Annotated in this window: 13 protein-coding genes; 6 read left to right on the plus strand and 7 right to left on the minus strand. The window is 63.7% G+C overall.

Annotation, left to right across the window (positions count from 1 at the left end):
• Positions 1-35: 35 nt before the first annotated feature.
• Both HU737_RS07330 and HU737_RS07335 read right to left on the minus strand, forming a co-directional pair.
• Positions 36-1658, minus strand: coding sequence for a methyl-accepting chemotaxis protein (locus HU737_RS07330; RefSeq protein ID WP_225915592.1), 1623 nt, complete (start codon positions 1656-1658; stop codon positions 36-38).
• 234 nt (positions 1659-1892) lie between these two features.
• Positions 1893-3095, minus strand: a complete 1203-nt coding sequence (locus HU737_RS07335; protein ID WP_186553544.1) for an NAD(P)/FAD-dependent oxidoreductase — start codon at positions 3093-3095, stop codon at positions 1893-1895.
• A gap of 278 nt (positions 3096-3373) precedes the next feature.
• Here HU737_RS07335 and HU737_RS07340 point away from each other — a divergent pair, with 278 nt between their 5' ends.
• Positions 3374-3916, plus strand: coding sequence for an RrF2 family transcriptional regulator (locus tag HU737_RS07340; protein ID WP_186553543.1), 543 nt, complete (start codon positions 3374-3376; stop codon positions 3914-3916).
• A gap of 98 nt (positions 3917-4014) precedes the next feature.
• Here HU737_RS07340 and HU737_RS07345 read toward each other — a convergent pair whose 3' ends face one another.
• Positions 4015-4701 carry a GNAT family N-acetyltransferase gene (locus HU737_RS07345; protein WP_186553542.1) on the minus strand — a complete coding sequence of 229 codons (687 nt, stop codon included), beginning with the start codon at positions 4699-4701 and terminating at the stop codon, positions 4015-4017.
• A gap of 61 nt (positions 4702-4762) precedes the next feature.
• Positions 4763-5722, minus strand: a complete 960-nt coding sequence (gene argC, locus HU737_RS07350) for an N-acetyl-gamma-glutamyl-phosphate reductase (protein ID WP_186553541.1) — start codon at positions 5720-5722, stop codon at positions 4763-4765.
• Positions 5723-5828: 106 nt separating this feature from the next.
• On the opposite strand from argC, the gene HU737_RS07355 reads away from it, so the two are divergent.
• Positions 5829-6710 carry a LysR family transcriptional regulator gene (locus HU737_RS07355; RefSeq protein ID WP_186553540.1) on the plus strand — a complete coding sequence of 294 codons (882 nt, stop codon included), beginning with the start codon at positions 5829-5831 and terminating at the stop codon, positions 6708-6710.
• A 29-nt stretch (positions 6711-6739) separates the two neighbouring features.
• Here the strand turns inward: HU737_RS07355 and HU737_RS07360 are convergent, their stop codons facing one another.
• Positions 6740-6946, minus strand: a complete 207-nt coding sequence (locus tag HU737_RS07360) for a 2-hydroxymuconate tautomerase family protein (protein ID WP_186553539.1) — start codon at positions 6944-6946, stop codon at positions 6740-6742.
• Positions 6947-6969: 23 nt separating this feature from the next.
• Positions 6970-7704, minus strand: coding sequence for an SDR family NAD(P)-dependent oxidoreductase (locus HU737_RS07365; protein ID WP_186553538.1), 735 nt, complete (start codon positions 7702-7704; stop codon positions 6970-6972).
• Between the two features lie 124 nt (positions 7705-7828).
• Here HU737_RS07365 and HU737_RS07370 point away from each other — a divergent pair, with 124 nt between their 5' ends.
• The 4 genes from HU737_RS07370 (at position 7829) to HU737_RS07385 (ending at position 10976) form a co-directional block, all read left to right on the plus strand.
• Complete coding sequence (locus HU737_RS07370; protein WP_186553537.1) at positions 7829-8740, plus strand: LysR family transcriptional regulator; 912 nt, start codon at positions 7829-7831, stop codon at positions 8738-8740.
• 141 nt (positions 8741-8881) lie between these two features.
• Positions 8882-9151 carry a PA2433 domain-containing protein gene (locus tag HU737_RS07375; protein ID WP_186553536.1) on the plus strand — a complete coding sequence of 90 codons (270 nt, stop codon included), beginning with the start codon at positions 8882-8884 and terminating at the stop codon, positions 9149-9151.
• Positions 9152-9240: 89 nt separating this feature from the next.
• Positions 9241-9939, plus strand: coding sequence for an MOSC domain-containing protein (locus tag HU737_RS07380; RefSeq protein ID WP_186553535.1), 699 nt, complete (start codon positions 9241-9243; stop codon positions 9937-9939).
• Positions 9940-9974: 35 nt separating this feature from the next.
• Positions 9975-10976 carry a 5'-nucleotidase gene (locus tag HU737_RS07385; RefSeq protein ID WP_186553534.1) on the plus strand — a complete coding sequence of 334 codons (1002 nt, stop codon included), beginning with the start codon at positions 9975-9977 and terminating at the stop codon, positions 10974-10976.
• Here HU737_RS07385 and HU737_RS07390 read toward each other — a convergent pair.
• Positions 10914-11564, minus strand: coding sequence for a TIGR04211 family SH3 domain-containing protein (locus HU737_RS07390; protein ID WP_186553533.1), 651 nt, complete (start codon positions 11562-11564; stop codon positions 10914-10916). The genes HU737_RS07385 and HU737_RS07390 overlap by 63 nt on opposite strands.
• Positions 11565-11773: the final 209 nt, after the last annotated feature.

An 11773-nucleotide genomic window follows, 5' to 3' on the forward strand; every position in this document is an offset into this window, starting at 1 on the left:
CGAAGACCTGCGCACTATCATTCGCCCCAGCCGTTTCAGACCTTGAACTGTGCCACCATCCCGTTCAGATCCACTGCCAGGCGCGACAAATCCTGTGCTGCGGCGCTGGTCTGGTTGGCCCCGGCAGAGGTCTGCATGGCCAGGTCGCGGATGTTCACCAGATTGCGATCGACCTCCCGGGCCACCTGCGCCTGCTCTTCCGAGGCACTGGCAATCACCAGATTGCGCTGGTTGATCGAGGCGATCGCCTCGGCAATCACTTCCAACGCCTGGCCAGCCGACTGCGCCACCTCAAGCGTGCCGTTGGCCCGGCCGCGGCTGTTGTGCATGGCGTGGACCGCCCGCTCGGTGCCGTTCTGGATGCCGGCGATCATCTGCTCGATCTCGGCGGTGGACTGTTGAGTGCGATGGGCCAGCGCGCGCACCTCGTCGGCGACCACGGCAAAACCACGACCGGCCTCACCGGCACGCGCCGCTTCGATCGCCGCGTTGAGCGCCAGCAGGTTGGTCTGCCCGGCAATCGAGCCGATTACATCCAGCACCCGGCTGATCTCGTTGGCGTTGTTGGCCAGCAGTTCGATCTCCTCGGAGGTGCCGCTGACATCGTCGACCAGCAGCTGAATCGAACTGAGCGCCTGATTGACCTGGTCGCGACCGTCACGGGTGGTCTGGTCAGCGCCTTTGGAGGCGTCGGCGGTGCTCACCGCGTTGTTGGCCACTTCCTCGACCGCCGCCGTCATCTGGTTGACGGCGGTGGCCGCCTGGTCGATCTCCGCGCTCTGCTGATGCAGGCCGCGGCTGGTGTCTTCGGTGACGGTGTGCAGCTCTTCGGAGGCCGAGGCCAGTTGGTCGGAGGAGGCGGAGATCTTGCGCAGCGTGTCGCGCAGGCTGTCTTGCATCCGGCTCAGAGCGCCGAGCAACAGCGCCGGCTCATCGCGTCCGCGCAGTTGAATGTCCTGGGTCAGGTCACCGGTGGCCACCCGTTCGGCGACTGCCACGGCAGCGGCCAACGGCACGACGATGCTGCGGGTGAGCAGGGTGGCAATGGCTGCCAGGGCGATGACGATGATCAGCAGCGAGACGATGATGACCGTGAAGGCTTCATCGGCCACATCACTGCTGCGCTGCGATGCAATCTCGGCGCCTTTGCCGTTGTAAGCGATCAGCGCGTTCATGGCCTTCATCATCGCATCGGCGTGTTGCGTCAGCGGGCCACTGATCTGCGCCTTGGCTTGGCTGAGGTCACCGGCAGACAGCGCTTGCAGTACCTGCATTTGCTGATCGATGTAGTGCTGGTGGGCGCTATTGAAGGTGTCGAACAGGGCGCGGTCATCGGCAGCGATAATGGTGTCTTCGTACTCCTTCAGGCTGCCTTGCAGTTGCTCGTTGATCCCGTCGAGCAGGGCCAGGCTGCGCTGGCGTTCGTTGGCGTCATCATCCAGTGCGGCGCGCAGGGTGACCGCGCGGGCGCGGCCAAGGTTGGTGCTGATATCGCTCAGGGCGATGACGGCAGGCATCCAGGTGACGCGGATCTCGTCGGTAGCCTTGTCCATCTGGCGGGTTTCGTACAGCGAGAGAAGGCCCATGATCAGGACCAGGGCCGCCAACAGCGTGAATACGCTGGCTGCCCGATTGCCGATCTTCATATTCCGTAACATGGAATGCTCCTTGACGTTGGCGTGCAGGCGTCAAGAGCATGGGGCAGAGCCGGCTCACCGGTAGGGTGCCAGGCTCTCGATGCGCTGCGAGATGTGTGGTTGATCCTCACCTTTCATGAATCGTTTTTTCTTTAAATGATGCCATAGTGCCATCATTGTTGACCAGTCATTCAATGTAACGACACGTATAAGCAAGCCCGTCATGATCTGACGGGCTTGTTGTGTTGAGTACGCTTAGACGATGGCGATCGCCGGGTCTGCAGCCGCCAGGGCGGTAGCGCGATCAGCCGCTGGTGGGTAGATCCATACCGAGTTGATCTGGCGCTTGAGGTCTTTGCCTTCCTGCCCTTGCAGCTTCAGTTCACGTTCCCAGCCTTCGCTGAAGGCCGCGCCCCAGCCGCCCAGGTCCAGGCAGGTCACGTACTTGGGCTGGCGGTAGATCACAGGCGCTACTGCCAACAGATCGGCCGCGGCGTTGTTGCCGCAGTGGCGGCCCATCGGGATGGCATGCTGGCAGGTCATCAGGGCATGGTTGCCCAGCTCATCCACCGCAGCCCAGGCCACGTCACCGGTCGCGTAGATGTGCTGCTGGCCGATCACCTTGAGGTGGTCGTCGACGCGCAGGCGGCCAAGGCTGTCGCGCTCGCCGCTCACTTGGGCAGTCAACGGGCTGGCCTTGACACCCACGGTCCAGATCACCGTCTTGCTGGCGATGTACTCGCCGTTGTCCAGGGTCACGCCACCGGCGTCGACCGCTACCACCGAGCTGCCAGGCAACCATTGGACACCGGCTTGCTCGCATGCGGCGACGATCGCTGGGGTGATACCTGCGCCCAACGCCGCACCGACCTTGGCACCACGATCGACCACGATCACCTGCAGCATGGCATCGCTGCCGAGGATGGCACGCAGCCGCGCCGGCATTTCGGTTGCGGTCTCGATGCCGGTGAAGCCACCCCCACAGACCACCACGGTATTGCGCGCTGGCGAGGCGGGCAGGGCAGCCAGGCCGGTCAGGTGCTGCTCAAGGCGCACCGCCGACTCCATCTGGTCGACATCGAAGGTGTGTTCGGCCAGGCCCGCCACCGCAGGGCGCGCCACTTGGCTGCCGGCCGCGAGGATCAGGCGGTCGTAGCGGATTTCGCGCTGTTCGCCGTGGCCATCACGATAGCCGACCAGGCGTTCGCTGGCGTCAATGCGCTCGGCGTTGCCCTGGATGAAGTTGACCCCCACTACGTCGAACAGGGCCGCCAGCGGCGCTTTCATCGCCTGCACGTCGGGCTCGTAGAAACGCGGGCGGATGCGCAGTTCGGCCTGAGGCGCGAGCACGCTGATGCTCAAGTCGCCACGCTTGGCCTGGTCGAACAGACGGGCGGCACTCAAGGCGCTCCAGACTCCGGCAAAGCCGGCACCGATGATCAGGATGTTGGATTTCATACAGATGCTCCGCGAGGTTCAGGTGTAGGGGAAAGGGGCTTCGACTGCGTCTGTGTGCTTGTCGAATAACTACGACTGTATTGGTCGTAGTTAAATTCGACAAGTGTTTTTTTACAGCGGGGCCTGATGCGGCGGCGGGGAAATCCTTTCGAGGCTCCATGAATGTTGGGTTTCAGCTGAATATTGATTGGGCAGGCAGGCGACCAGTGGCGCAGGCAAGCTTTGCGTGCTGCTGAGGAACGGCGTACTATTTGCGACAAAGTTGGTCGGAGATTGCTATGTCGCTTTACAGTGCCGGCGTTGAATACGGCATCCATTGCCTGCTGTTCCTGGTGGACGAGCGCGGTGACAGCCGTGAATCCAGCGTTCGCGACCTGGCTGAGTTGCAGGGTGTGCCCCAGGAGTACCTGGCCAAGGTCTTTACCAAGCTGGCACGCGCCGGCCTGGTGGCGGCCACCGAAGGTGTGCGCGGTGGCTTTCGTCTGGCGCGGCCGTCAGATGAGATCACTGTGCTGGATATCGTCAACGCCATCGACGGGCCTAAGAAGATCTTCGACTGTCGGGAGATTCGCGAGCGCTGCGCGGTGTTCGAGGGTTCGGCGCCAGGCTGGGCGACCGAGGGCACCTGTGCGATTCATGCGGTGATGCTTGGTGCGCAAAAGCGCATGGAGGAGGCACTGGCCCAGCAGACCATTCTTGACCTGGCGCGGCGCTTTGGGCGTAAGGCTCCGGCGGAGTTTGGGCAGAAGGTCAATGACTGGATGGGCGAGCGACGCGAAGGCAAGGCTAGTGCCTCGGATATCCCGCTGACTCCGGTCTGAGTAGGTTGTCAGTGCCGGCCTCATCGCGGGGCAAGCCCGCTCGCACGCAGTGCTACCCATAAATGCGTGGCAACGGGTTTACCCGCGAAGAGGGCACATCAATGCACGGTCTTGCGCTGCCTGACACACGCTTGCGCCTGCTCTGCCAACTGATCCAGCCGCTCATCGCGCGACTGCTCGGCCTCGATCATCGCGTCTTCGCCTTGCTGCTTGAGCAAGTACGCATGAATCTGGCGCACCTCCAGTGTCTGGTAGATCGGCGCAATATCCAGCCTGCCGACCAACGCTCCACTGGCCTGGCCGGTACTGCTCATCAATACCTGCGGTCCGCTGGCCGCCACTACCTGCATGCCCATCTGCTCGAACCACGGCACACAGCCTGCGAACGCATTGAGCTCGACGCACGCGTAACGTGATTGCAGGTCAGCCAGCAAACCGCGGGCAATGCCCTGGCGGCGATGGCTGGGCAGTACCGCGAGAAACGCCAGCACGCAGGCTTGCGGGTTGTCCTGGGCGGGCAGGGCGAGGGCGAAGCCGAGCAGTTGGTCTGGCGCCTCGGCATCCAGGGCGAGCAGTAGCTGCACCGCCAGGCCGCGGGTGCCGTCCATCGCTTGCAGGTACTGGTGCACTTCCAGGCCGACGCCGTATTGATACAGCGGGTACAGCGGATTGTCCGTGCTGATGGCGACACTGCTCAGCTCACCGACGTGGTCGATCACCAGTTGGCGGATCTGGTTCTGGAAGGATTCGGGCGGCACGCTGTCGAGGCGGCGGAGGATGAACATCGCGGGTAAGGCTCCGGCTGGCAGAAACACCCCGCGCCAGGTGTGGCACGGGGTGAACATTCTACCCGGTTTTGCCGAAACGGCCTCGTTCCTCGAGCGCGGCGAGCATCAGGTCAAGGTTCTGCACCGCAGCGCCCGAGGCGCCCTTGCCGAGGTTGTCGAACACCGCAGTGAGCACGACCTGGCCGTGTTCAGGGTTGGCGAACAAGGCCAGGCGCAGATCGTTGGTATCGTTCAGCGCTTCGGGGTCGAGCGCAGCGGCAGGGCCGTGCTGGTGCAGGGGCATCACCTGCACGTGACGGGCGCCCTGGTAGTGCTGCTCCAGGCAGGCTTGCAGGTGCTCGGCGCTGACCTTGCCGGGAAGCAGGCGCAGCTGCACGGCAATGCTCAGCACGATGCCCTGGCGATAGTCGCCATAACCCGGCAGGAACACCGGGCGCGCGCTGAGCCCTGCGTGCTGCTCGATCTCCGGGACGTGCTTGTGGGCCAGCTCCAGGCCGTACAGCTGCAGGGTCGGTAGCTTGCCCTCGCGGTGCTGCTCGTGACGCTCTACTGCCGCGCGACCACCGCCTGAATAGCCTGAGATGGCCTGGACCGTGAATGGATAATCTGCAGGCAGCAGCCCGGCCTGGATCAACGGCCGCAGCAGGGCGATCGCGCCGGTTGGGTAGCAACCGGGGTTGCTCACGCGCTTGGCCTGGGCGATGCGTTCAGGTTGCTGCGCATCCAGTTCGGGCAGGCCGTAGACCCAGCCCGGCGTGGTGCGGTGCGCCGAGCTTGCATCGATAACCCGTACCTGCGGATTGTCGATTGCGCCAACAGCTTCGATGGCGGCGGCGTCGGGCAGGCACAGCAGGGCGATGTCGGCGCTGTTGATCGCTTGGCTGCGCCGTTGCCGGTCTTTGCGCTCGGCCTCGGGCAAGGTCAGCAGGCGCAGGTCGTTGCGCCCTTGCAGGCGGGCATGGATTTGCAGGCCGGTGGTGCCTTGGTCACCGTCGATGAAAACCAGGGGTTGGGTCATGTTCAGAATCCGTGGGAAAGGGCGATGGGCGTATCCTCGCTTGTGGCTGGACGAAAGAAAATTTGAATATCATGATGCTGATATTCATTAATTCTGAATGTTAGCCATGCGTGAAATCAGCCTCGACCGTCTACGCACCCTGGTGGTAATTGCCGACCTCGGCTCGTTCGCCCAAGCCGCCCGCCGGCTCAACCTGGCGCCACCGACCATCAGCCTGCACGTCGCTGAACTTGAGGCGCGCGTCGGTGCGCCGTTGCTCACGCGCACCCGTGGTCAGGTGCGGCCGACTGCAGTCGGTGAGACCTTGCTGGAGCGCGCCCGACGCCTGCTGGCCGATGCCGACCTGGCGCTGGATGAGGTGCGTCGGCAGGTCGAGGGCCTGACCGGGCGGGTGCGCCTGGGCGCCTCGACCGGGGCCATCGCCCATTTGCTGCCGCAGGCACTGCAGGTGTTGCGGGTCGAGCATCCTGGAATCGATGTACAGGTACAGGTGCTGACCTCTGGGGCGTCCTTGGCACGGTTGCGCGAGGGCAGCCTGGATATCGGCCTGGTCGCCTTGCCTCAGCTCGCCGGCCGTGGCGTGCGGATCACGCCGTGGCGACGCGACCCGATCATGGCCTACGTACCCAGCGACTGGCACCCGCCTGCACGGGTTACACCGGCGTGGCTGGCGCAGCGGGCGTTGATTCTCAATGACAGCGGTACCCAGCTGTCGCGGGTCACCTCGGAGTGGTTTGCCGCGGCGGGCTTGTACCCAGAGGCGCGGATCGAGCTGAATTTCAACGATGCGATCAAGAGCCTGGTGGCGGCGGGGTATGGCGCGACCCTGTTGCCGCAGGAAGGGGAGGCCGCCGAGTTGTATCGGCGGGTAACGCGCAGGCCAGTGCGGCCGGGGTTGTGGCGCCAGCTTGGGATAGCCTGCCGCGAGGGTGAGGTGGAGCGCGCCACGGGGTATGTGTTGCAGGCTTTGCAGCGGCTGCGCCAGTAAGATTGTGGCGCAGCCGCGCGGCGCCAAACTCAACCTCGCTCGCGCTGGCGCAGCGCCGTGACCGTCTCCCCGGCAACCCCCCAATTATCGGTAGGTACCTCCTCAATAACCACAAAAGTGCTCGCAGGCGGCTTGTTCAAAACCTGTTGCAACAGCAGCGTCGTACCTTCGATCAATTGGCGCTTGTGTTCGGCGGTCACGCCTTCATCGGTGATGCGGATATGCACATAAGGCATGGTGATTCTCCTCAACCTTGTGTTCAGTGCCAGGTGCCGGCAGTACTGCCGCCATCGACCGGCAGAATGACGCCGCTGACAAAGCGTGCATCGCTCAGGTACAGCACTGCATCCACCACATCCTGCGCGGTACCGGTCCGGCCGCTGGGCGACAGGCCGCCAAGCTCCTCAATGGTGTCGCCATGCATCGGCGTGGCGATGATCCCCGGTGCGACCGCATTGACCTGCACGCCGCTGCCCGCCAACTCCAGGGCCAGGCCTTTGACCGCCTGGTTCAGGCCGCCCTTGATCAACACCGGCAGCAGGGCCGGAACCCGGGTGTCGGGCTGTAGGGCAATCGAGGCGGTGATGGCGATGATCTGCCCGTGGCCTTGCTCGGCCATGATCCGGGCTGCTGCCTGCGCTGGGTAGAAGAAGCCCTTGAGGTTGGTGCCGATCAGCGCGTCGAGGTCGCTCTCGGTGTACTCGGCAATTGGCTTGGCAATGAAGATCCCGGCGTTGTTGATCAGGATGTCGATCTGGCCGAAGGCTTGTCGTGCGCTGTCGAACAGGCGCTGGGCGGTGGCTGGCAGGGCGATGTCACCGGCGACTGTGACAAAGCGCGCTGGATGGCCAAGGCGCGCGGCGGCCTCGTCCAGTCGCGCTTGGGTGCGGGCATTGCCGACCACGTTATCGCCGCGTTCGAGGAAGGCCTGGGCGAGGGCGAAGCCCAGGCCGCTGGATGCGCCGGTGATGATGACGGTGGCTGGGGTGTTCATGTGGGCAATCTCCAAGTCAATGAGCCGGGGCTCGGTGTGGAGATGACTTTAAACAGCAATGCCGGCTTGAAAAATGAGCCGTATGGCATTTCAATCTATACATCATGTAATTAATTGAGCTGTGATGACCCGTCATTTCGATGATCTGCAACTGGGTAGCCTGGAGTTGTTCTGTCTAGCCGCCGACAGCGGCAGCTTCACGGCCGCCGCCACTGAAGCGGGGGTGACGCCGGCAGCGGTGAGCCGCAGTGTGGCCCGCTTGGAGGAGCGACTGGGCGTGCGCCTGTTCGTGCGTACCACCCGCCAGATGCGTTTGTCCGAGGCCGGGCAGGCCTATTACCAGCAGTGTCGCCAAGCGCTTGGGCAACTGCTGGAGGCCGAGCGCCAGGTGGCGGGTGGTCAGCTTGAGCCCAGTGGCCGCCTGCGCGTCAGTGCGCCGACGCCTTACGCCCATCACCGCCTGCTGCCGCTGCTGCCGGGGTTTGCTCAGCGCTACCCCCAGGTGCAGGTGGACATTCACGTCAGCAACCGCAACGTCGACTTGGTCGAGGAGGGTTTTGACCTGGCCATACGCGGGCGCGAGCCTGCCGATTCCAGGCTGGTCGCGCGGCGCCTTGAGCAGGCCGAGTTGGTGGTTGTCGGCACGCCAGGCTATCTGGCCAGGGCAGGCGTGCCGCAAGTGCCGGAAGATCTGCGCGAGCACGACTGCATTCAGTTCGAGATCCCCAGCTCCGGTCGCCGGGCGAGCTGGAGCTTTCGCCGCGATGGGCAGGCGTTCGAACTGGAAACCTCAGGCCAGTGCACCTGCCTGGGGGATTTTCTCGCCACCACCACCCTGGTGCGCCACGGCGCCGGGCTGATGCAGGCGTATCGCTTCACCGTGCAGGAGGCGCTCGACAGCGGCGAGTTGCAGGAGGTGCTAGCTGAGTTCGGCGGCACCTGGCGACCGTTCATGCTGATCTACCCGCATGCCCGCCATATGCCCTCGCGGCTGCGCGTGTTCATCGATTATCTGCTTGCCCAGAGCCGCGACTAACTACGCACTGCCGTCTGGCCGAAGGCCATTGCTGGCAAGCGCTGCACGACTATGCTTTTCGCTGTGCCTGAGGGGCCGCAGCGCGCCCCAGGTAGTCAGCAGTACGCCAGTAGTCCCGGTTTTTTCCCAGGAGACCTCTCCATGAAATCCATGACACTGTTTGTGATTGCATCTGTTCTGAGTGTTGCCGCGGTTGCCCAGGATGGCCCGGCGGAAAACTGCGAGGCCAAGATCAAGGATCTGGAATCCATCCACTCCGCCGACGGCGCGGCGCTGCATGGCGGCAAGGTCGATGAGTTTCGCGCCCTGCTCAAACAGGCCAAGGAAGCCCAGATGGCTGGCGACATGCAGAAGTGCCAGGCCTCGGCCGACCGCGCCAAGACCATCTACAACACCGCGCGCGGCAAGTAGCGCTAATGCCGCTGCAGCGTCGCTGGGCATTTCGGCGGCGCTGCAGTCTCCTGTAAGCTCGCCCTTTGCCGACTTCCACGAGACTGCGCATGAACCCGGCCAAGCCCATCCTCGACAGCCTGCTCACCGGCGTTGCCGTGCCGTTTACCCGCCCCGGCTCACGCAGCGGTATCGACAAACAGCAGCGCCAGGGCCGGTTGAAAGTGACCTCGCTCGGCATCGAAGGCGATGAGCAAGGCGACTTACGGGTGCATGGCGGGGTCGAAAAAGCCATTCATCATTACCCACGCGATCACTATCCAGACTGGCTGGCCGAACTGGGTGAACATGCACTGTTGAAACAGCCGGGGGCGTTTGGCGAAAACTTCAGCAGCGTCGGTTGGCGCGAGGCGGATGTCTGCCTGGGGGATCGCATTCGCGTAGGCACGGCCTTGTTGGAAATCTCCCAAGGGCGCATGCCGTGCTGGAAACTCAATGATCGATTCGACGTCGCGCAGATCGCCTTGCGGGTGCAGCAGAGTGGGCGGACCGGCTGGTACTACCGGGTGTTGGAGGAGGGTGAGGTCGAGGCGGGAGATGAACTGCACTTGGTCGAGCGACCCTATGCCGACTGGTCGGTCGCGCGGCTATCGGCGGTGTTGTTCGACAAGCGCCTGGAGACCGAGCTGCTCAGCCAATGCCTGGCATTGCCGCTGGTGCCGTCCTGGCGCAAGACCTTGCAGCGGCGCCTGGAACAGCGTCAGGTCGAAGACTGGGGCTCGCGCCTGGAGGGCCAGCCGCGTGTCTGAACGGCTGTGCACGCTCATCGCAAAAGGAATGCCCCATGGCTTATGAAATTGACGACCGCCTGGTGATTGGCGTGGCCTCGAGCGCGGTGTTCGACCTCAGTGCCTGCGATGCGGTGTTTCGCCACGAAGGCGAGGCGCAGTATCGCCTGTACCAGCAGCAGAACATGCACGTGCCGCTGGCGCGCGGCATTGCCTATCCGTTCATCAAGCGTCTGTTGGCGCTCAATGACCTGTGCGCCGACCCGCAAGACCCGCTGGTAGAGGTGGTGCTTTTGTCGCAGAACGACCCCGATACCGGGCTGCGGGTCATGAAGACCATCGAGCATTACGGCTTGAACATGACCCGCGCCATCTTCATGCAGGGGCGTTCGCCTTACGAGTACATTCCGGCGTTGAACATTGCCTTGTTCCTGTCCGCCGACAAACAGCATGTGGACGCCGCGATCCAGGCCGGCTATCCGGCCGGGCAGGTGCTCGATTCGCAGTTCGATGACGATGAAAGCGATGACGGCCTGCGCATCGCTTTCGACTTCGATGGCGTGCTGGCTGGCGATGAATCAGAAGCGGTGATGCAGCGCGATGGCCTGCTGGGCTTTCATGCCCATGAAGTGACCAACGTCACCCAGCCGCATAACCCAGGGCCGCTCAAGGAGTTTTTCGTGCGTATTGCGCGGATCCAGGCGGCCGAGGAGCAGTACAAGCTGGAGCACCCCGGTTACGCCAATCGTCTGCGCGTGTCGATCGTCACCGCGCGCAACGCACCGTCGCACGAGCGTGCGCTCAATACCCTCAAGAGCTGGGGCGTGATGGCCAACGATGCGTTCTTCCTCGGCGGCATCGAGAAGCGCCGGGTGTTGCAGGTGCTCAAGCCGCATATCTTTTTCGACGACCAGTCGGGTCATCTGAGCGGCACACGCACTGTAGTGCCTTCGGTCCATGTGCCGTTCGGGGTGACTAACCAGCCGCTCGCGGCCTCAGAACCAGCGGTCGTTGCGCTTGCGGCCGCGGGTCAGGGCCGGCAGGATCAGGCCCAGTAGCAGGCCGGCGCCGGCAATGCTGCCGCCGTAGACCATGTAGCGCATCATCACTTGCTTGTTCTCGTCACCCAGGCGCGCCTGGGTGTCGCGCAGGCTCGACTGGGCCTGGTCGAGCTGCTCGTTGAGGCCTTTGTTGCGCTTTTCCAGCTCATCGATCAGCGCCTTGCGCGAATCCAACGTTTCCTGCATGCCTTGAACGCGGGCTTTCCAGCTGTCATCGATGGTCTTGAGCTGTTCGGACAGCTGCGCCACTTCGCTATCGAGCTGTGGCAAGCGCTCAGCTTGGCCAGGAACGGCTTGCAGGTCGCTGTTTAGAATCCACACCAGATCGCCGCTCTGGCCGCGCACCTGGCTGTACTCGCCCTGGCTGCCGATCAAGGTGACCTTTTGCCCCGCCTTGAGGGTGCCGACGATGCGATGGCCGTTGGTCGGGCCACTGCGCACGTAGGTGCTCAGGCTGTCGCTGACCCAGCGCGCATCACTGCTCGGTTGTTCGGCATGCACAGGAGCGGCGAGGGCGATAAGGGCGGCAATCAGGCTGCCACGCAGGGCAGGGAGGGCAGGCGGGGTTGGGCGGGATTCAGGCATGTTGGTCTTCGCTGAAACTGGACAGAAGCAGGCCCGGTGAATGGACCCATGAACCGGTCGGTGAATTGACCGTCAGCGAAAGACCGTTTTTTTCAAGGCAGGTTCACTGCTCAGCGTAGGAAATGTCAGCAGAGTGTTGCGGAATCGTACAAGCACGGCGGGCTGGCCTCATCGCGGGACACGTCGCAGCGATGAGGCCAGTGAAGGCG

Origin of the sequence: Pseudomonas urmiensis, assembly GCF_014268815.2 — a bacterium.
Taxonomy (GTDB): Bacteria; Pseudomonadota; Gammaproteobacteria; order Pseudomonadales; family Pseudomonadaceae; genus Aquipseudomonas; species Aquipseudomonas urmiensis.